The organism is Streptomyces sp. Z423-1 (genome assembly GCF_013009255.1).
Lineage (GTDB): Bacteria > Actinomycetota > Actinomycetes > Streptomycetales > Streptomycetaceae > Streptomyces > Streptomyces gossypiisoli.
This window is the reverse complement of record NZ_CP053109.1, coordinates 3,138,775-3,158,348: the sequence shown is the minus strand read 5'-3', so window position 1 is coordinate 3,158,348 and position 19,574 is coordinate 3,138,775. Positions and strand designations below refer to the sequence as shown.

At 71.3% G+C, this 19,574-nt stretch carries 17 protein-coding genes and 1 pseudogene; 15 read left to right on the top strand and 3 right to left on the bottom strand.

Going from position 1 to position 19,574, the window contains the following annotated elements:
* Positions 1–122 precede the first annotated feature (122 nt).
* Positions 123–869, top strand: a complete 747-nt coding sequence (gene ppgK / locus HJD23_RS14105; protein WP_171110038.1) for a polyphosphate--glucose phosphotransferase — start codon at positions 123–125, stop codon at positions 867–869.
* Between the two features lie 20 nt (positions 870–889).
* Here the strand turns inward: ppgK and HJD23_RS14100 are convergent, their stop codons facing one another.
* Positions 890–1,510 (bottom strand): DUF6542 domain-containing protein, encoded by a 621-nt coding sequence (locus HJD23_RS14100; protein WP_171110039.1) that lies wholly within the window; start codon positions 1,508–1,510, stop codon positions 890–892.
* Positions 1,511–1,726: 216 nt separating this feature from the next.
* Between HJD23_RS14100 and ychF the strand changes: the two genes are divergently transcribed.
* Positions 1,727–2,815 carry a redox-regulated ATPase YchF gene (gene ychF, locus HJD23_RS14095; RefSeq protein WP_171110040.1) on the top strand — a complete coding sequence of 363 codons (1,089 nt, stop codon included), beginning with the start codon at positions 1,727–1,729 and terminating at the stop codon, positions 2,813–2,815.
* Between the two features lie 47 nt (positions 2,816–2,862).
* Here ychF and HJD23_RS14090 read toward each other — a convergent pair whose 3' ends face one another.
* Complete coding sequence (locus HJD23_RS14090) at positions 2,863–3,444, bottom strand: Uma2 family endonuclease (RefSeq protein WP_171110041.1); 582 nt, start codon at positions 3,442–3,444, stop codon at positions 2,863–2,865.
* 226 nt (positions 3,445–3,670) lie between these two features.
* Here HJD23_RS14090 and HJD23_RS14085 point away from each other — a divergent pair, with 226 nt between their 5' ends.
* The 13 genes from HJD23_RS14085 to HJD23_RS14030 all read left to right on the top strand — a co-directional run bounded on the left by HJD23_RS14085 (position 3,671) and on the right by HJD23_RS14030 (position 19,422).
* Positions 3,671–5,869: a DEAD/DEAH box helicase gene (locus HJD23_RS14085; RefSeq protein WP_171110042.1), complete on the top strand. Its 2,199-nt coding sequence runs from the start codon at positions 3,671–3,673 to the stop codon at positions 5,867–5,869.
* Positions 5,866–7,785, top strand: coding sequence for an excinuclease ABC subunit UvrA (locus HJD23_RS43775; protein ID WP_171111668.1), 1,920 nt, complete (start codon positions 5,866–5,868; stop codon positions 7,783–7,785). Before HJD23_RS14085 ends, HJD23_RS43775 begins: the two co-directional genes overlap by 4 nt.
* A 27-nt stretch (positions 7,786–7,812) precedes the next feature.
* Positions 7,813–8,475, top strand: coding sequence for a PadR family transcriptional regulator (locus tag HJD23_RS14075; RefSeq protein ID WP_171110043.1), 663 nt, complete (start codon positions 7,813–7,815; stop codon positions 8,473–8,475).
* 59 nt (positions 8,476–8,534) lie between these two features.
* Positions 8,535–9,497 (top strand): ATP-binding cassette domain-containing protein, encoded by a 963-nt coding sequence (locus HJD23_RS14070; RefSeq protein WP_171110044.1) that lies wholly within the window; start codon positions 8,535–8,537, stop codon positions 9,495–9,497.
* Between the two features lie 12 nt (positions 9,498–9,509).
* Positions 9,510–10,262: an ABC transporter permease gene (locus tag HJD23_RS14065; protein ID WP_171110045.1), complete on the top strand. Its 753-nt coding sequence runs from the start codon at positions 9,510–9,512 to the stop codon at positions 10,260–10,262.
* Positions 10,263–10,679: 417 nt separating this feature from the next.
* Complete coding sequence (locus tag HJD23_RS44720) at positions 10,680–10,811, top strand: hypothetical protein (protein ID WP_260463143.1); 132 nt, start codon at positions 10,680–10,682, stop codon at positions 10,809–10,811.
* 193 nt (positions 10,812–11,004) lie between these two features.
* Positions 11,005–12,648 (top strand): MFS transporter, encoded by a 1,644-nt coding sequence (locus HJD23_RS14060; protein ID WP_171110046.1) that lies wholly within the window; start codon positions 11,005–11,007, stop codon positions 12,646–12,648.
* On the top strand, positions 12,632–13,882 hold the full coding sequence (locus HJD23_RS14055; RefSeq protein WP_171110047.1) for a hypothetical protein: 1,251 nt from the start codon (positions 12,632–12,634) through the stop codon (positions 13,880–13,882). Before HJD23_RS14060 ends, HJD23_RS14055 begins: the two co-directional genes overlap by 17 nt.
* A gap of 55 nt (positions 13,883–13,937) precedes the next feature.
* Entirely contained in the window at positions 13,938–15,899 is a 1,962-nt protein-coding gene (locus HJD23_RS14050) for a radical SAM protein (protein WP_171110048.1), read from the top strand.
* On the top strand, positions 15,899–16,834 hold the full coding sequence (locus HJD23_RS14045) for a DUF692 family multinuclear iron-containing protein (protein WP_171110049.1): 936 nt from the start codon (positions 15,899–15,901) through the stop codon (positions 16,832–16,834). Before HJD23_RS14050 ends, HJD23_RS14045 begins: the two co-directional genes overlap by 1 nt.
* Positions 16,824–17,645, top strand: coding sequence for a hypothetical protein (locus HJD23_RS14040; RefSeq protein ID WP_171110050.1), 822 nt, complete (start codon positions 16,824–16,826; stop codon positions 17,643–17,645). The genes HJD23_RS14045 and HJD23_RS14040 overlap by 11 nt, the downstream gene beginning before the upstream one ends.
* Positions 17,642–18,427: a cupin domain-containing protein gene (locus HJD23_RS14035; RefSeq protein WP_171110051.1), complete on the top strand. Its 786-nt coding sequence runs from the start codon at positions 17,642–17,644 to the stop codon at positions 18,425–18,427. Before HJD23_RS14040 ends, HJD23_RS14035 begins: the two co-directional genes overlap by 4 nt.
* Positions 18,424–19,422: a metallopeptidase TldD-related protein gene (locus HJD23_RS14030; protein WP_171110052.1), complete on the top strand. Its 999-nt coding sequence runs from the start codon at positions 18,424–18,426 to the stop codon at positions 19,420–19,422. The genes HJD23_RS14035 and HJD23_RS14030 overlap by 4 nt, the downstream gene beginning before the upstream one ends.
* Positions 19,423–19,462: 40 nt before the next feature.
* On the opposite strand, the pseudogene HJD23_RS43770 reads toward HJD23_RS14030, so the two are convergent.
* Positions 19,463–19,570 (bottom strand): annotated as a pseudogene (locus tag HJD23_RS43770) (LysR family transcriptional regulator); the annotation flags it as partial.
* Between the last annotated feature and the right edge of the window lie 4 nt (positions 19,571–19,574).

The window sequence follows — 19,574 nt, the reverse complement described above, 5'->3', positions numbered from 1 at the left end:
CCGGGGCAGCGGTGGTCGGCGGCGTCGATGCGGTGGCCGTCGGCGCCCCGGAGCGGCCGGGAGCGCTGGTCGGGTACGGCTCCGGCGTCGTGACTGTCGGTGGGCCGTCGTAACGTGGTGCCATGCAGATCTTCGGCGTGGACATCGGTGGATCCGGGATCAAGGGCGCCCCTGTGGACCTCGACAGGGGCGACCTCGCGGACGAACGTTTCAAGGTGCTGACCCCCCACCCGGCCACGCCGGACTCGGTGGCCGACGGGGTCAAGGAGGTCGTCGACCACTTCGGCTGGACGGGGCCGGTCGGCGCGACGTTCCCGGGTGTCGTCACGGGCGGCGCCATGATCCGTACGGCGGCGAACGTCGACAAGGCCTGGATCGACACGGACGCGAGCGTGCTGCTGGGCGACCGCCTGGGCGGTGTTCCGGTGACCGTGGTGAACGACGCCGACGCGGCGGGCGTCGCCGAGATGGCCTTCGGTGCCGGGCGCGACCGCAAGGGCACGGTCATCATGCTGACCTTCGGCACCGGCATCGGCAGCGCCGTCTTCACCGACGGCGTCCTCGTCCCCAACACCGAGCTGGGTCATCTCGAACTGCACGGGCACGACGCCGAGAAGCGGGCCTCCAGCAAGGTGAAGGAGGACCACGGGATGTCGTGGGAGGACTGGGCGCACCGCGTCCGGCAGTACCTCGCGCACGTCGAGATGCTCTTCTCACCCGAGCTCTTCATCATCGGCGGCGGCGTGAGCCGCAAGGCGCACAAGTTCCTGCCCCACATCGAGGGCATCAAGGCGGAGATCGTGCCGGCGGAACTGCAGAACAACGCGGGGATCGTGGGGGCGGCGATGAGAGCGGCGAACGGGGGATAGGGCCTCGCCGGGACGCGGGCTCACACCGGCGGGCGGTTCCGCGCCGCCCGCCGCCGCATCAGCCGGACCTTCCGCACGGTGACGATCGACCCGGCGACGAGAGTCCCCCCGTACAGCCACCCCGCCTGCGTGGCCAGCGCGGTGAACAGGCCCACGGCCCGCCCGCTCAGCCCCTCCCCGCTGTCGGCGACGAACACCAGCCCCAGTGCGAAGGCGATCGGCACCACGACCGGCACGGTCACCAGATCCACCTCCCGCACCCACACCGCCGCCAGCACGCACACCGGCAGGAACAGCACGCCGTACACGACGAGCGACGACCCGAACAGCAGCGCGTCGAGACAGCCGAGCGTCAGCATCACGGCACCGCAGAACAGGCCGCAGCCGAGCCCGGTGAGCCGCGGGTTGGGCATCCGGCGTACCGCCTGGACGATCGGCGGGGCAGGTCGCCGTACCGCTGCGGCAGGCCGGGCCGCACCGGCGGGACGGCGTTCGGGCCGGCCCACGGCGGGCTTGGCCGGGCGCGGCGAAGAGCCACCGCCGGCCCTGCCGCCGCGCCGTGCCTGCGGTGGCAGGGGCGTCGGCGGTGAGATTCCGCGTCGCGGTCCGTGCTGAGGAGATCGCGGCCTGTGTTGCTCCACTGGCCTAACTTAGGTCGTTTAATGTGCCGAATAGCCCGTCCGACACGCCGTTGGGCAGAGCTTGGCCAAGCGTTCGACAGGGCGCCCGGGCGGAGTCCGGCACCCCGTAAACTGGTGGATCGTACCGGCTCGGGCACCGGCCAGACCTCTGGCTCCCGGCCCCCGGCCCCCGGCCCACCGGCCCCCAGGCCCCTCTCACGTACGGGAAGTCGCAACGTGTCGCTCACGATCGGAATCGTCGGTCTGCCGAATGTCGGCAAGTCGACCCTGTTCAACGCCCTGACCAAGAACGACGTGCTGGCGGCCAACTACCCGTTCGCCACGATCGAGCCCCACGTGGGCGTGGTCGGTGTGCCCGACGCGCGGCTGAACCAGCTCGCCGGGATCTTCACGTCCGAACGGACCGTCCCGGCGACCGTGGAGTTCGTCGACATCGCTGGTCTGGTACGCGGCGCGAGCCAGGGCGAGGGCCTGGGCAACAAGTTCCTGGCGAACATCCGCGAGTCCGACGCGATCTGCCAGGTCATCCGGGCGTTCAAGGACGAGAACGTCGTCCACGTCGACGGCAAGGTCTCGCCCAAGGACGACATCGAGACGATCAACACCGAGCTGATCCTGGCCGACCTGCAGACGATCGAGAAGGTGCTGCCGCGGCTCCAGAAGGAGTCGCGGATCAAGAAGGACGTGGCGCCGAAGGTCAAGGCGGTCGAGGAGGCCCAGGAGATCCTGGAGAAGGGCGACACGCTCTTCGCGCACGGCATCGTCCAGGGCAGCGAGCGCGCCGAGCTCCTGCACGACCTGCACCTGCTGACGACGAAGCCCTTCCTGTACGTCTTCAATGTCGACGAGGACGAACTGGTCGACGAGGACTTCAAGAACGAGCAGCGCGCGCTGGTCGCCCCCGCCGAGGCGATCTTCCTCAACGCCAAGCTGGAGGCGGACCTCGCCGAGCTCGACGAGGAGGACGCCATGGAGCTGCTGGAGTCGGTCGGCGCGACCGAGCCCGGCCTGGCCACCCTCGCCCGCGTCGGCTTCAACACCCTCGGCCTGCAGACCTACCTCACGGCCGGCCCCAAGGAATCCCGCGCCTGGACGATCAAGAGGGGCGCCACGGCTCCCGAGGCCGCCGGCGTCATCCACACCGACTTCCAGAAGGGCTTCATCAAGGCCGAGGTCATCTCCTTCGGCGACCTGGTGGAGGCGGGTTCGGTGGCCGAGGCCCGCGCGAAGGGGAAGGCGCGGATGGAGGGCAAGGACTATGTGATGCGGGACGGGGATGTGGTGGAGTTCCGGTTCAATGTGTGACCGACGTTACTGTGTGTTGCCTTCCCGCCCTGACTTGGTGCTGACTCCTAGCTGTTCGCTGGCGGGGTGAGCTTGTCGAGATCGAGGCTGATCTCGACAGGCACAGGGCGCTTGAGGGTGCCCCGGAAAATGCCCGCGGGCGAGTAGAGGCCAGTCGGTTCGTCGAGTTCGTAGACGTGGACGACAGGGGAGCCGTGTTCGTCCTCGATGCACCAGTAGTGCGGGATGCCGGCCTCCGCGTACTTGCGCAGCTTGACCGTGCGGTCCCGGTGCGCGGACTCGGGTGAGACGACCTCGATGACGAGTCGCACCTCGTCCGGCGCGAACCAGGTGCGGTCTCCGTCGTAGTCGGCCGTGGTCAACAGCAGATCCGGCTCGGGCCGGTTTCGCTCGTCCAGCTTTATCGTCATCTCGCGGCCGACCCTGACATCGCCGGGCGCCTGCTCCATGAGAGCGACGGTGAGCATGGTGACGAGGTGGCCGTGCCACCACCTCTGCGGCGACACCCTGAAGACAAGCGCTCCGTCGATCAGCTCGGTGTGCCGAGGCGCCTCGGGAAGGCGGTCCAGATCCTCCGCGAACCAGCCCTCCGGGCGCGGCGGGCGCATCCAGTCGGGCAGTGCGGTCATGGCTCAACCGTAGCGACTTGACGAGGAGCGGGCCACGAGATCGTCAACGGGAAGACTGCATGGATTCCATCGCGCAGCGCGGGTTTCAGCGCCGTCGTCGACAACCCCGTGCTGCTCGTGCATGTCTCCCTGCGGGCTCCGGTCGATTCGCAGGGCGCCGTGAACGTCCGTCGGGGCCGGTGTCGCGGTGGGAGGATGCGGGGAGGGCGGAAGAGGGGCGGAAGGCGTGGGGCGGGGCGAGAGGGACACGGTCGCACGGGGAGCGCGACTGTACGAAGCGGTGCAGGCACTGGTCGGTGACCACGGCAGGGCGGTCGAGGCGGTCAGGGCGGCGCTGAAGCCGATCCACGACGCGGCGGTGAAGCGGGAGCTCGACGCCATACCTGTCGCCCGGCTGCAGGACGTCACCGAAGGGCGGCTGCGGTTGGGGAGCGTCGAGAAGAACGGGCTGCGCACCGTGGGCAGTGTTCTCGAAGCGGGCCCTTACCGATTGCGGCAGATTCCCGGTGTGGGGCAGCGCACCGTCGACCAGATGCTCGCCGCTGCCCGTCGGCTCTCCGAGGCTGTGCACGAGACCGTGGCCGTCCACATCGATGTCGACCGGCCGGAACCGAGCACCACCGCGCTCGTCACAGCGTTGCATGTGCTGGTGGAGGCGGGTCCGGACGCTCGTCGTGCGGTCGACAAGGCTGCCGTCCTGTCGAAACGGCTCGGTCCGCTGCTCGCCGATGCCAGGCCCGCCGCCGGGTGGTTCCGGATGCTTCTGGCGGGCCGGGACAAGAAGGCTCGCGCCTTGGCGGCGATCACTGAGGTCCGGTCGCTGGTGGACGAGGCGGAGCAGGCGGGCCTGCGCGAGCTGCTTGCCCAGGCATCGGTGGACCTGCTCCGCGGATCTTCGTCCGACATTGCGGCGTGGGTGGACTTCGAAGTCCGTTCTGCCGAGTACTACGGCCTGCTGGCCGAGATATCCGGGCGGCTGCCTGAGGTGGCCGCCGCCGAGGGCTTCCTGCCGGATGAGATCGCCGAGCGGGTACGGACCCAACACCTCGACGACGCACACCGGCGCGTCTCCCTGCGCGGTTACCAGGCGTTCGGCGCGCGGTTCGCACTGGCGCAGCGCCGGGTGATACTCGGCGACGAGATGGGCCTCGGGAAGACCATCCAGGCGATCGCCGTGCTGGCACACCTGGCCGCCGAAGGACAGAGTCACTTCATGGTCGTCTGCCCGGCGAGCGTCCTCGTGAATTGGACGCGGGAGATCGAGGCCCGTAGTGCCCTGCGTGTCATGGTGCTCCACGGCCCTGACCGGGACTACGCGTTCGCCGACTGGAAGGGGCGAGGCGGGGTCGCGGTGACCACGTTCGATGCGCTGCGCGGCTTCCCCGCGCCGGGTGGCGGGGAGGTCGGATTGCTCGTGGTCGACGAAGCGCACTCCGTGAAGAACCCGAAAGCCAAGCGGTCCCAGGCGGTCGCCTCGTGGGCGGAACGTTGCGGGCGCACCCTTTTCATGACCGGAACCCCGATGGAGAACAGGGTCGTCGAGTTCCGCAACTTGGTCCGGATGCTTGATGGCGACGTCGCGGACTCCCTCGGAGAGAGCGACGCGTTGGCTGGATCGGTCGCTTTCCGCAAGGCCGTGGCCCCGGTCTACCTGAGGCGCAATCAGGAGGACGTACTGACGGAACTCCCGAGTCTCCAGCAGACCGACGAATGGGAGGAGTTGAGTGCGTCGGACGAGGAGGCATACCGAGAAGCCGTACGCGCAGGCAACTTCATGGCGATGCGCAGGGCCGCGTACATGCGCCCTGAGAAGTCGGCCAAGCTGGACCGGCTCCGAGAGATCGTTCAGGAGGCCGGCGAGAACGGGCAGAAGACGGTGGTCTTCTCCAATTTCAAGGACGTACTGGGCGTTGTGAGGGAAGCACTCGTGGCCGGAACCATCGACGGCACTGCGGTGCTCGGTCCGCTCACCGGAGGAGTCCCGGCCGGGCGGCGGCAGCAGATTGTGGACGACTTCGCCGACGTCTCGGGCCCCGCGGTGCTCCTGGCCCAGATCCAGGCAGCAGGCATCGGCCTCAACATGCAGGCAGCCTCCGTCGTCATCATCTGTGAACCCCAGATCAAGCCGACCATCGAACATCAGGCGGTGGCCAGGGCTCACCGCATGGGTCAGGTCAGGCCGGTTCGCGTGTACCGTCTCCTCGCCACCGGAGGCGTGGACGAACGCATGGTGAAGATGCTGGAGGCCAAGAATCGCCTGTTCGATGCCTACGCCCGTCGCAGCGCCGTGGCCGAAGCCTCTCCGGACGCGGTCGATGTGTCGGACACTGAGCTGGCGCGCCGGATCGTCGAAGAGGAGCAGGCGCGGCTCGGCATGGCGGACGAGAGGCTCATGGCACCTTCGTCGCAGGACCGAACGGCCTGACCAGTCCCGGCGAGCCGGTCTTCGTCGCCCGCTTCGCGGCGGATCTCGTCCGGCCCTGGTGCGAGCAGCCCGCTGAGTTCCGGCGGGCGGTGCTGCACGGCACCGGCGAGGAAGCCGTGGAGATCGCCTACGAGGCGACCGTGAAGAAGAGCGGCACAGCGGTCAGCGTCCGCGACAGCCGCCCCTGGCCGGGGGCGATCGCCGAGGCGGAGCGGCTGTACAGCGGTGCGGCCAGTCCCGCCGTCCGGGAGACGTACGAGCCGTTCGTCCGCAATGAGCCCTGTGCCGCGTGCGAGGGGACGGGCCTGGGCGCGGTCGCGCGTACCGTGCGGCTCGGCGGGCGGCGCCTGCACGAACTCCTCGACCGTCCGGTCGAGGACGTGCTCGACTGGAGCGAAGGCCTGGCCGCGACGCTCGGGCCGGCCCAGCGGGAGGCGGCGCAGGCGGTCCTGCCCGCGCTCCAGGCTCGGCTCAGGCTGCTGGTCCGGCTCGGAGTCGGACACGTCCAGCTCTCCCGCCCGGCTCCCACGCTGTCCGGCGGGGAACTGCAGCGGGCCCGGGTGGCGGCCCAGCTGCGCACCGATCTGTCGGGGGTGGCGTTCGTCCTGGACGAGCCGTCCGCGGGGCTGCACCCGGCCGACAAGGCGCGGCTGGGCGAACTCATCGAGGAGCTGCGTGGCTCCGGGAACACCGTGCTCATGATCGAGCACGATCCCGAGCTGATCTCCGGGGCGGACTGGGTGATCGACGTCGGCCCGCGGGCCGGGCGTGGGGGCGGACGGCTGGTGGCCCAGGGCACTCCGCGGGAGGTTGCGGCCGTCCCCGAATCGCTGACCGGCCGCTATCTGGCGATGCCGGGTGGACGGGTGCGGCGCGCCCGGCGCCCGGTGCGCGCCGACCGGATGCTCAGCCTGACGGATGTCGACGTGCGGACGGTGCGGGCCGACCGGATCGACATCCCGCTGGGCGCGCTGACCTGCCTCACGGGCGTGAGCGGCAGCGGCAAGAGCACCTTGCTCCTGGACGGCGTGGCCGGTGCGGTGCGGGCCCGGCTGGAGGGTACGAGCGCGCCGGGCGTCGGCGGGGTCGACTGGACCGGCCCGCTGCACTGGGCGACCGTGGTCGACCAGGAGCCCATCGGCAGGACACCGCGCTCCAATCCTGCGACGTACACGAAGGCGTTCAACCTGATCCGCAACCTCTTCGCGGGCACCGAAGCCGCCGCCCGCCGCGGGCTGACGGCGGGCTCCTTCTCCTTCAACTCGCCGGGCGGACGCTGTGAACCGTGCACCGGGTACGGCGTGCGGCAGGTGGACATGAACTTCCTGCCCGACGTCTGGGTCACCTGCGACGTCTGCGACGGCAGGCGGTTCGGGCCCGAGGTGCTGGCGGTGACCTATCGGGGGCTGGCGATCGACGAGGTGCTGGACCTGACGGTCGACGAGGCGAGTGGGCTGTTGGACACGCACGCGCTGCGGCCGGTGCTCACGGCGCTGCGGCAGACGGGGCTGGGCTATATGCGGCTGGGGCAGAGCGCCACCGTGCTGTCCGGCGGCGAGGCGCAGCGGCTGAAGCTCGCCGCCGCACTGACCAAGGGTGCGCGGCAGCCCGGACTGGTGGTGCTGGACGAGCCGGTCACCGGTCTGCATCCGGCGGACGTCCAGGTGCTGGTCGACGCGTTCGACATGCTCCTCGCCGCAGGCAACACCGTGGTCCTCGCCGAGCACGACCTGCACCTGGCCGCCGCCGCGGACTGGCTGATCGACATGGGCCCGGGCAGCGGTGCGGCCGGCGGCAGCGTGCTGCACTGCGGCCCTCCGGACACCCTCCGCCCGGACTCGGGCCCCACCGCCGGATATCTGCGCGGGCTGCTGCCCGGCCAGGGTTCTCCCGGAACATCAGTCGATGCCGTATAGTCGGAACCGACTAAAGGAGGTAGGTAGATGGCGCTGCGCAAACGGCCGGTGTCCAACCTGCTCGGGCTCGCGGTGCTCGGGCTGCTGCTGGAGCAGCCGATGCATCCGTACGAGATGGCCGCGACCCTGCGGGAGCGCAACAAGGACACCAGCTTCAAGGTCAGGACCGGCTCGCTCTACGACGTCGTGGACGCCCTGGTGCGGGCCGGCTGGATCGCCGAGCACAGCACCGAACGCGCCGGGCGCCGGCCGGAGCGCACCGTGTACGCCCACACCGACCTGGGCCGCAAGGAGTTCATGAGCTGGCTCGACGAACTGGTCCGCACCCCGGTGAAGGAGTACCCCAGCTTCCTCGCCGCGGTGAGCTACCTCGGCGCCCTCGGGCCCGAACGCGCCGTCCAGGCCCTGCGGGAACGCATCGTCCGCCTGGACGAGCAGATCGAGGAGGCCCGCCAGGCGCGGACCGCGGTGCTGGACCAGCAGACGCCGCGGCTGTTCGTGATCGAACTCGAATACGCCCTGACCATGGCCGAAGCCGAGCGGGACTGGGCTCGGCGCATCGTCGCCGAGATCCACGACGGCACCCTCGCCTGGCCCGAACTCACCACCAAGGAAGGCCGCGAGGTATGGACCGACCAGGACCAGACGGAAGACAAGACGGACAACAAGACGGAGAAGCAGCAGGCATGAGCGCACCACCCGCGACGCACCAGCGGGCCGAACCGTATCCGCCAAGGAAGGCATTACCCATGATCCAGGCCAAGGGGCTGGCCAAGACGTTCACCACCAAGCAGGGCCCGGTCGAGGCGGTGGCCGGAGTCGACTTCACCGTCCACGCGGGCGAGATCGTGGGCTTCCTCGGGCCCAACGGCGCCGGCAAGACCACCACCATGCGGATGCTGACCACGCTGCTCCCGCCGAGTTCGGGCACGGCCGTCATCGCCGGCCGCGATCTGCTGCGCGAGCCTGCGAAGGTCCGCACACACATCGGCTACGTCTCCCAGGCGGGCGGCGCCAAGCCAAGCTCCCCGGTCCGGCGGGACCTCGTCCTCCAGGGCCGCCTCTACGGCATGTCCCGCCCCGAGGCCGAGGCCCGCGCCGACGAGGTGATCACCCAGCTCGGCCTGGACGAACTCGCGGGCCGGGTCATTCAGACCCTCTCCGGCGGCCAGCGCCGCCGCGTCGACATGGCGCTGGGCCTGATGCACCAGCCGAAGCTGCTCTTCCTCGACGAACCCACCGCCAACCTCGACCCCGAGAACCGCAACGACGTCTGGGAGCACATCCGCCGCCTGCGTGAGGAACGCGGTACCACCGTGTTCCTCACCACCCACTACCTCGATGAGGCCGACAGCCTCTGCGACCGCGTCCTGATCATCGACAAGGGCCGCATCATCGCCGAGGACAGCCCGCGGAGCCTGAAGGCCGCCATCTCCCACGACACCATCGAGATCGAGGTGGACGGCGACACCGCACGGGCCACCGACCTGCTCACCGCCCACCGCGACGTCCACGAGGTGTCGGTGAACGGCATGGTCCTGTCGATCAGTTGCCGCGACGCGGAGCGTCTCCTGGCCGACCTGCTGCGCACGCTGGAGTCCGCGCGCATAAGGGTGGAGTCCCTGCGGGTGCTGAAGCCCACGCTCGACGATGTCTTCATGACCATGACCGACCGGCGTTCGCAGCGCGGCGCTGACGCCGTCCACGCCTGAGGGGAGCCAAGGATGCACACGATCCGCGACGCGGCGATCATCTTCCGCGACGAGGCCGCCGCCGTGGCCCAGAAGAGGATGGGTCTCCTCATCGGTCTCGTCCAGCCATTCGTCTACATGGCCCTGTTCGGGCCCCTGCTGGTCAAGATGCTGCCGGAGGACGGCCCGGCCGCCTGGCAGGTCTACATCCCGGGCCTGCTGGTCCAACTGGGCCTGTTCGCCACCGGCTACGCCGGGTTCGGTCTGATCCCCGACGTCCGGTCCGGCTACCTGGAACGGCTGCGGGTGACCCCGGCGAGCCGGCTCGGCCTGCTGCTCGGCCGGGTCCTCTGGGACGTCCTGGCCCTGTTCATCCAGTCGGTCGTCATCGTCCTCATTGCCCTGCTCTTCGGCCTGCGCGCGCCGTTCGGCGGCATCGTGGCCGCCATCGCCCTGATGATGCTCGTCGGCATCAGCCTGGCCTTCCTCTCCTATGCGCTGGCCATGAAGCTGACGTCGGAGTGGCTCTTCGCCCCCGTCCTCAACGGCATCGCCCTGCCCCTGATGCTGCTGTCCGGCATCCTCCTGCCCCTGACCTACGCCCCCGGCTGGCTCCAGGCCATCGGCAACGCCAACCCCCTGCGCTACGCGGTGGACGCCATGCGTGACTTCTTCACCGGCGACTACACCTCCCACCATGTCGTGACCGGCGTGGCCGTGGTGCTCGGTCTGATGCTCGTCTCGGCGGTGGGCGGCACCCGCGTTTTCGCCAAGTACAACGCGTAAGCCGTCCGGCCCCGCTGTACGCCCTGGCGGCGCAGCGACGGGAGCGGCAGGCGGAGCAGGAGGAGAGGGAGTACTGGGACCTGGTCGCCGCCGACGGAGTGGGTGCGCGGCCCGTCCTGCGGCGCCTGCGCGGGGGCGCGTGTTCCCGGACCGCGATTCCGTTGGTGCTGCTGCCGACGCGGGCAGTGCGTTCGGGAACGAGCCATGCACATCATTACGGACCCTGAAACTCCCCTTCCGTTCGCCGGATTCTGCCAGCTTGGCGCCTGCGCCGGATCCGGAATGGCTCCCCTGTTCGGAGCGCCCTTTCGGCCAAAGTGCATACGGCATGTTCAAGGCGGAGAAGGGCGCCGTTAGCATCTCTTGCAGCGCCGCGGGAATCAGCCTGCCGCGCCCCCTTCCTTTTCAGGAGGAATTATGGGCGAGTCGCACAACGAGCAGACCATCCTCGACGAAATCGAAGACCTCGACAGCCTGGAAGTTCTGGAGGCCGAGGACCTGGAAGAGAGCGTCGCGTTCCACGCGTTCCGCTTCAAGTCAGTGTCTTGAGGCCTGACCCGAAGGGCTGACGCAGGCGTGCCGCCGGCCGGTGAAAGCCCCGGCGGCAGGCTTCTCAAGAAAGGTCTCGCACCTTCCGGTGAGAATTTATCTTCGGCTGCTCCGAAATCGGCGCTTCGCCGGGCTCTGTCTGGCGCAGGCCGTTTCTCTGCTCGGTGACGCATTCTTTCCGATCATTGTCGTGGTGGCCGCGACGCAGTCGGGGACGACGGCGGAGACCATCGGCGCGGTATTCGCCGCACGCTTTGTCGCACTCGGCGGTGTCGTCCTCTTCACCGGCGCGCTCCTCGACCGCGTCAACCCCGTCATCCCGGCGGTCACCGCGGACGCCACCCGTCTCTTCGCGCTCATCGGGCTGGCCCTCTTCTGGGACGGCCGGCTGGACACCGTCGTCCTCGGCGTCGCCGTCCTCATCGGTCTGTGCGAAGCGGTGAGCGAACCGGCCCTGCTGCTCATCACCCCGCGTGTCCTGCGCAAGGACACGCACGCGACCGCGGAGCCGGACGGCAGGACCGACGACCCCGACGGCGAGGAAGCCGGAGTCACCGCCGCGTACGGCCTCCTCGAAAGCATGCGCAACACCTCCGGCATCGTCGGCCCCACCCTGGCGGCCACGCTCGTCGCCGCCCTCGGCTTCTCCGCAGGAGCCGTCGTCGCCGCCGCGGCCTTCGGCCTGTCCGCGGTCGCGACCCGCTGGGCGGGCGCCCGCTACGCGGCGCCCCCTGTGGCGGTCGGCTCTGCGGCGGTCGGCTCTGCGGGGGTCGGCTCTGCGGGGGTCAGCCCTGCGGGTGTCGGCCCCGTGGCGGAGGGCCCTGCGGCGGTCGGCTCTGCGGGGGTCGGCTCTGCGGGTGTCGGCCCCGTGGCGGACGGCCCCGTGGCGGACGGTCCTGCGGCGGTCGGCTCTGCGGTGGACGGTCCTGCGGCGGTCGGCCCCGTGGCGGTCGGCCCTGCGGGTGTCGGCCCCGTGGCGAACGGCCCTGCGGCCGACAGCGCTGCGAAAGCCGACCCCGTCGAAGCGGCCACCGGCGGACCCGGAGAGTCCGAGGAATCGCTGCTGCGCTCCGCCCTCGGCGGGCTCGCCGTGCTCTGGCGAGTGCGGTGGCTGCGGTATGTGCAGCTCCTCGCCGTCGTCCACGTCCTGCTCGCCGTCGGACCGTGGATGGTCGCCCTGCCGGTGTTCCTGCTCGAAGCGGGACACAGCGTCACCGTCTACGGCTTCGTGCTCGGCGCCTTCGCGGCCGGCACCGTCGCCGGCGCGCTGGTCGGCGGGCGCATCACCGGCCGGCACCGGGGACTGTACGCGCTGGCGATGCTCGGCCTGTTCGGCGTGACCGTGCTGGCGCCCGTGGCGACCGGATCGGTGCTGCTGCTGACGGCCGCGTTCGTCGCGGGCGGCATCGGCCAGCAGGCGTTCGACGTCGTCAAGATGGCCGGGCTGCGCCGGGAGGTGCCCGAGCAGTTGCACGGCCGGGCGTTCTCCGCCGACTTCTTCTTCTCTTTCGCCTCACTGCCTCTCGGCCAGTTGCTCGGCGCCGTGCTGCTCCGCTTCGCCGACGCCCGGACGATCATGCTGTGGGCGGCCGTCCTCGTCCTGGTGACCACCGCCGCCGCGGCGCTCAGCCCGGACGCACGCCGCTTCTCCTCGGAGCCGAAGCCGAAGCCGAAGCCGGAGCCGAAAGCGAAGCCAGAGCCCGAGCCGAAGCCAGAGCCCGAGCCCGAGCCGAAGCCAGAGCCGGTGCCGCCCCCCGAGACGCCCCCGGCGTCACCGCCCGTACCGGCGCTCGACGCGCCGTTCCCTGGGAGGGCGCGGGATGCCGGGACACGTTGACCTGTTCGAGGAACACGGAGAGGTCGCGGCGCTGTGGCCGCAGAGCCCCTACCGCGGCCGCACCGTCGTCTGCTTCGACCGCCACCTCGACCTCAAGCCCCTCGCCCCCGGCGGGGAGGAGGCCCTGCGCGCCGCGGCGCGTGCGGGGACGTCCCCGGCGGAGCTGCTGCGCCGGCTGCCGGTACGCGGTGTGCCCGGCGCCTTCGGGCTCGACGACTTCTGGTCCGCCGCCGCCCTCGCCGCCGGCCTCACCGACCTGGTGTGGGTGCCCAGTTGGACCTCGTCCGAGGGCTGGGAGAGCCGGGCCGTGGGCTGTGTCTCCCTCATCGCCACCGGCGGCGCGCCGGCCGATCCGCAGACCGGCGACTGCTGCCTGGCGGTGACGCTGTGCGGCGTACGGCTGTCGGTCGTACCGCCCGATCTCCTCACCCGCCACCTGGACCGGCACGTGACCGGCGAGGTCATCACCGACATCGACCTGGACTGGCTGGTGGACGAGCACGGCGCGCCCGACCACTCCGTGGACGACCTGGCCGACCTGGTCGCGGCCTGCGGGGGCGAGCTGTCCGCGATGACGTGGTCGACGCGGTCCGGATTCCTGCCCGGCGAGTTCCGCGGGGTGGGCCCGGATGTCGCGGGGCGGCTGGGGCTGCGGGCCCGCGAGTCCTCCTTCCTGCCCGCCACTCCGTGGCCGGAGGACCTGATGCTGCGCGTCCACCAAGGCGCCGGGCCGCCCACCTTGGACGAACGCGACGAGCCCGGCGCGGCGGACCCGGCGTCGGGAGTGACGGCGGCCCTGCAGGGCCTGGCGCATGCCTCGGCAAGCCCCGCGCAGGCCCAGGAGTGCTACGAGCGGGCGGCCGCCCAGGGGTACCGGTCCAGCTGGCTGGCGTACAAGATCGGCGCGGCGCACTACGCGCGAGGCGACCAACGCGCCGCCCGGGACCGGCTGCGCGAGGCCATCGCGCTGGACCCGCGCGACACCCTCGCGATGCACGCGCGCGTCCTGGCGGCCCGAGCCACCCTGCGCCTGGACGGGCCGGGCCCCGCGCTGGCGGAATTCCGGGCCGTGGGCGAGGAGCTGCCGCTGCGCGCCGGTGTCTGGCGAACCGTGCGGGTGCTCGCCGACGCGCTGGGCGACCCGGAGAACGCGCAGCTGGCCCGGGACCGTCTGGACCTCGTCGAACGGCTGACGCGGGCACGGACCACCGGTCGGAGTACGGGGCGGGGATGAGTGATGACCGACGTACTGCTGGTGATGCCATGAGCGACATGGTGCTGGTGATGCCATGAGCGACGTACTGCTGGTGATGCCGCCCGTGAGCGAAGCCGTGCAGTTTCCCTACTTGGCGTTGCCGCAACTCACCGCGGCCTGGACGGCCCAGGGCTACCGGGTCCGCGCCGTTGACCTGAACCTGGAGTACCGCGCTCGTGTCCTGGTCCGCCGCCACGACCCGGCCGCGGCGGACGGCCCGGCCCTCAGGGCGGGCGCGCCGAGCGCGGGCGAGGTCTTCCGGACCGTCAGCGAGCGCTACCGGGCGCGGCACGGCACCAGGATCCTGGAGACCGCCCGCGACCGCTCCACCGGCTTCGCCCAGGAGACGGCCATCCAGGCGATGGTCCGCTACGTCACCCGGCAGGCCACCGAGGACGGCTGGATCGTCCCCGGCCCGCTGCTGCTGTCCGAACTGGACAAGCTCGTCGCCGCCGCCCGCGACAGCTGGTCGGCGCGCTGGTGCGCCGACCGCCTGGAGGAGCTGCTGTGCGAGGATCCGCCGCGGGTGCTGGCGTTCTCCGTACCGTTCTTCAGCCAGGTCGTCCCCGTCCTCACCCTGTGCGCGCTGCTCAAGGAACGGCGGCCCGCGCTGCGGATCGCGCTCGGCGGGCCGACCGTGCAGATGTGGGCGGCACTGCTGCGCCGGCACGTCGCCAGCTCCCGCGCGGTCGACCACTGGTGTCTGGGCCACGGCGAGGGCTTCCTCGCCCGCATCCTGGGCGGCGGGCGAAACGACGCGCCACGAAAAGACGCGCCACGACACGACGCGCCACGACACGACGCGCCACGACACGACGCGCGACCGGACACCGCTGCCGTCGGCGGCGCCCTGGGGGAGCCGGCGGGGCTCGCGGACGGCTTCGTGCTGAGCGAGCAGCCGATGCCGGACTTCGGCCAGTTCGACTTCTCCCTCTACACCAACATGGCCCACCAGTTCCCCTACCGGCTCACGGTCGGCTGCTACTGGGGCAAGTGCACCTTCTGCTCGTACGGCAACCGCTACCGCGACGCCCGCGCCTTCCAGCAGATCGCTCCGGAGGTGGCCGCCGAACACCTGGTGGCGCTGGCCGACCGGCTGGAGATGACCGATGTGGCGGTCACCGACGAGAACACCGGCCTGCGCCACCTGCTGCGCGTGACGGAGGCGGTCCGCAGGCACGGGGCCTCGCTGACCTTCCGGATCCGGGCGCGCCTGGAGCGCGAACTGGCCGACCCCGGCTTCTGCGAACGGCTGCGCGCGGCAGGCTGTGTGCAGCTGTCGACCGGATTCGAGACGGCCCACCAGGACATCCTCGACTCGCTGCACAAGGGCCAGGACGCGGTGCACGCCGAACGCGCCGTACTGAACCTCACCCGGGCCGGAATCGTCACCAACTTGTCGTTCATGGACGGCTTCGACCACGACGACGCCGTCCAGGGCTTTCGCGACACGGTCGGGGTGATCCAGCGCCATCCGGCGGAGATGGGCCTGGACACCATGCAGTTGGTCGTCGCCGAACCGGGCAGCTACCTGTGGGCCGAGCGGCGCGGCCGGGACGACGACGCCTACCTGGTCACCAACGACGGCCTGGCCTTCGCCGCCGGACGGGTCGGCGGCGCGCTGCTGGAGGACACCGCGACGGAGGAGGCCCGGCAGCGGCTGCTGCGCATGACCGTCGAGGCGGTGCCCGACGCCGAACGGTCCGTCCGGCCCGACCTGTCGCCGCGCGCGCCGGACCGCTCCGCAGCGGCACCGGCGGTCGCCGGGCCGGTGGTGCGAGCCCGGCCGCGGTTCGGGGTGGCGCTCGACTCCGTCCGTGCGCGCTGGTTCCTGGCCGATGTCGCCTGGCCCCGGATGGCGGCCGTACCCGCCGGCGTGGAGCGCACCCCCGACGGCGGCCTCGTCGCCGAGGAGGAGCGGGCGCGCCGCTGGCTTGCGCAGATGGTCGACAAGAGGCTGCTCGTGCTGGACACACCGGAAGCGGAGAGTGCCTGATGGAGAAACTGGGGCTCGGGCTGGGCATGGACCTCGTCTGGGGCGAGCGCATCGGATTCGACAGGACGGGGCAGGGCCGCCCGACCGACCAGGTGGCGGCGTTCCTGCGGCGCAACGCGCGGACGTACGACTACATGTTCGTCGCCTTCCAGCCCATCGACTACGGTCCGCTCACCCCCGAGCGGTACTTCCCGGCGTACGACGAACTCTTCGCCCTGTTCGGCGACGGCCGCCCGCGCGCCTTCCACCACACCCTGCTCAACACCGGCAGCCCGGAGCCGTACGAGCGGGCAGCCGTCGCGGACTTCACCAACGCGCTGATCGAACGCTACGGATTCCGCTGGGTCATCGAGGACTTGGGGATCTGGTCGCTGTCGGGACGCAGCCTGCCGTACCCGATGCCGCCCGTACTGACCGCGGAGGGACTGCGGTGCTGCGTCGCCGGGGTCGCGGAGTGGCGCGAGCGGTTGCGGGCGCCGCTGTCCGTGGAGTTCCCCGGCTTCACCGAGGGCGGCACCTTCCTGGTCGGCACGATGGATGCCTTCGCGTTCTTCGACACCGTCATCCGGGAGACGGGCGCGTACGCGACGATCGACATCGGCCACATCCTCGCCTACCAATGGCTGATGGGGCGGACCGGAGCGCGCATGTTCGAGGGACTGGAGGCGCTCCCGCTGGACCGCTGCCACGAGGTGCACCTGTCGGGCTGCCAGATCGTCGACGGCCGCTTCCGCGACCTGCACCACGGCGTGCTGCTGGATGAGCAGCTCACCTTGCTGGAACACCTGCTGCCGATGATGCCGCGACTGACCGGAGTCACCTACGAGGACCCGAAGTTCACCGTCGACGGGGCGCTCGTGCCCAAGTCGCGGAGGAACGCGGAGCGCCTCTTCGCCCTCGTGCGCGACTGGAAGGAGACCGCCCATGCCGCATGAGGCTGCCGAGGCCAATGTGGCCGATGTGGCGGAGGCCGATGTGGCCGATGTGGCCGAGGCCGGACCGCACGGGCGCATCCTGCGGGTGCTGGACCGGCTGCTGTACGACGCGCAGTTCCGCTCCGCGTTCATCGCGGACGGTCCCGGCGGCATGAGGCCGCCGCTCGACGCGGACCTCATCGAGGTCTTCGACCGGGTGGACCTGACGGAACTGCGGCTGGTCGGGCGCAACATCCGCTCGGCGGTGGTCAGCGGCGGCACCGGCACGGGGCAGGGACTCAAGGGCGCCTTCGCGCGGACGCTGGAGACAATCCGGGAGCGGCACGGGCTCGGTGTCAACGCGGTGGCCGAACTCTTCCTCGCCTCCGCGCAGTTCCAGTACTTCCGCGACGTGCCCTACTCCCCTCAGGGGCGCGGACTGACGCTGCCCGAGTGCTTCCACCGGTTCATGGCGGCCGGGCCGTCCTTCGACCCCGAGGGCACGCTGGAGCCGCTCGTCCACTACGAGGCCGCCTGCGCCATCGCCCGTGCGATCGCCACCGGCGCGGGCGCCACCTTCGACGTCACGCTGCGCGGCGCCGCCTTCCACGGCGGCGTGTTCTGCGCCTTCCGCGACTACGCCGAGGCACCCGCCGCCTGGGAGCTGCACCCCACGATGTTCCTGGCGGGTGCGGGGCGCTGTGTCATCGGCCCGGCCGGGCGCCCCCTCTTCGACGCGCTGACCTCCGTCCTGGCCGGTCATGACGTGGGGATGGCACCGGACGTACGGGCGAAACTCCAACAGCGACTGCGTTCATGGGGGCTGGGATGAGCACACGACCACCGCTGGAGACAGCCGGGTTCGACCTGGAGCTGTTCTACCGCGAGCACTGGCGCCGCCGCCCGATCGTCTGGCGCGGCTGTGGCCCGCGCTTCCTCGCCCCCGCGCTCGACTGGCCCGACATCGAGGCCCTGGAGCGCCGACTGGAGCAGACGCCGCCGGCGGCGGCGTCCGAAGCCCGGGTACGGCGGCGCCCCGACGGCGCGGTGCTCTTCGTCAACCAGGCCCAGCACACCCTGCCGGAACTGGCCGATGCCTGCGTGAAGCTGGCCGGCCTGTTCGGCTGGGACGAGTGCACGGCGGACCTGTCCGTGACCCGGGGGCGCGGGGCGGGGATCGGCTGCCACTTCGACCACAGCGACAACTTCGTCGTGCAGCAGCAGGGTTCGAAGACCTGGCTGGTGGGCCTGCCCGAGGACACCGAACCGGAGCGGCAGCGCAAACGCATGCTGGAGACCAAGGGCTTCGTCCCCTCCGGCCGCCTGCCCGAGGAGCCGTACAGCGTGGTGCTGCACCCCGGCGACGTGCTCTACCTGCCGCTGTTCGCACCCCACGAGGGCGTGGAGGGGGACGGCGGCGACGGCTCTGTCAGCGTCTCCTTCTCCTACAACGCCCGGAGCGCACTGTCCCGGCACCTCAAACCGCTGCTGAGTGCGCTGTCGCGGGAGCCTGCCTGGTGGCAGCCGCTGCCGCTGGGCGCGCCCGACACCGATCGGCTGGAGGACGCGCTGCGCCGCGCCCTGCGGGCGGTCACGGACGCGCCCTCACGGTGACCGACGTCCTGGACGCGGCACTGGACACGGCGCGCGTGCGGCTGGGGCCCCGGGCGCGGATCGACCGGGACGAGCGGGACGGGCTGTGGCGGGTGCGGATCAGCCTCGGCGCCGCGCACCACGGCACCACGCCCCAGTGGGGTGCGGCCGCCTACGACCCCGTCTTCGTGGCGGGACGGATACCGCACGGCATACGGCAACTCCTCGCCGACCAAGCCCTGCTGCGACTACGCATGCCGCTCGCGGGGCCGGTGGCCGGCCCGGCGCTGTTGTCGCCCACGGCGGCCGGGGTCCTGGTCCACGAATGCTTCGGACACACCAGCGAGGCCGACAACTACCTGGCCGACGGCGGCGCCCTCGGCCGCGCCCTCGGCGACCGCTGGACACCGGCCGCGCTGACCGTGCGGGACCGGCCCGGGGCCCACCCGTACGCGGGCAGCTACGCGCACGACGACGAGGGCACCGCCGCGCGGACCATCACGCTACTGAGCGAGGGCCGCTGGACCGGGCTGCTCACCGACCGGGGCACCCGAGCACTCAGCGGCGGCCGCAGCACCGGGCACGGACGGGGCCGCCGGGGCGCGGTAGCCCCGCGCTGCAGCGTGCTGGAGGTCGCGGCCGGCCGGGACACGGCGGAGGGACTGCGCGACCGGCTGGGCGACGGCTGGCTGCTGGGCACGGCGATCGGGGGCTTCTCGGTGCGCGGACACCTGATCCTGGAACTGCTGTGGGCGCGCCGGGTACGGGCGGGTCGGCCGACCCGCGAGATCGTCGGACCGGTGGCGATCTGCGCCCGCAAGGCCGCCCTGGCGGGCCGGATCACGGCCGTCGGCGACGACGTGACGGTGCACAGCACACCCTACACCTGCGTCAAGGACGGCCACGAGGTCGGCTCCACCCTCATCAGCCCGTCCCTGCTGCTGGACCGCTGCGTCCTCCGCCCGCTCGCGGACGTCGAACGGCTGCTGGCCCGCTCCACCGCCCTGCGGACATGAAGCCGAGGCGCGCGCAGCCGGTCGGCCAGCGCCTTCCGGCCACCCGTCGGCACGCCTCCGCATACCCCCGCACCAGCGCCCGCTCCCCGTCCTCCCGCCGCCACGCCAGGGCGTAACGGCTCGGTGAGAGACCGCGCACCGGACGTGTCGTA

Coding starts and splice junctions, on each gene's coding strand:
- ppgK (WP_171110038.1), top strand. CDS start 123: ATGCAGATCTTCGGCGTGGACATCGGTGGATCCGGGATCAAGGGCGCC.
- HJD23_RS14035 (WP_171110051.1), top strand. CDS start 17,642: ATGAGCACACGACCACCGCTGGAGACAGCCGGGTTCGACCTGGAGCTG.
- HJD23_RS14065 (WP_171110045.1), top strand. CDS start 9,510: ATGCACACGATCCGCGACGCGGCGATCATCTTCCGCGACGAGGCCGCC.
- HJD23_RS14045 (WP_171110049.1), top strand. CDS start 15,899: ATGGAGAAACTGGGGCTCGGGCTGGGCATGGACCTCGTCTGGGGCGAG.
- HJD23_RS14090 (WP_171110041.1), bottom strand. CDS start 3,444: ATGACCGCACTGCCCGACTGGATGCGCCCGCCGCGCCCGGAGGGCTGG.
- HJD23_RS14055 (WP_171110047.1), top strand. CDS start 12,632: ATGCCGGGACACGTTGACCTGTTCGAGGAACACGGAGAGGTCGCGGCG.
- HJD23_RS14070 (WP_171110044.1), top strand. CDS start 8,535: ATGATCCAGGCCAAGGGGCTGGCCAAGACGTTCACCACCAAGCAGGGC.
- HJD23_RS14075 (WP_171110043.1), top strand. CDS start 7,813: ATGGCGCTGCGCAAACGGCCGGTGTCCAACCTGCTCGGGCTCGCGGTG.
- HJD23_RS44720 (WP_260463143.1), top strand. CDS start 10,680: ATGGGCGAGTCGCACAACGAGCAGACCATCCTCGACGAAATCGAAGAC.
- HJD23_RS14050 (WP_171110048.1), top strand. CDS start 13,938: ATGAGCGACGTACTGCTGGTGATGCCGCCCGTGAGCGAAGCCGTGCAG.
- HJD23_RS14040 (WP_171110050.1), top strand. CDS start 16,824: ATGCCGCATGAGGCTGCCGAGGCCAATGTGGCCGATGTGGCGGAGGCC.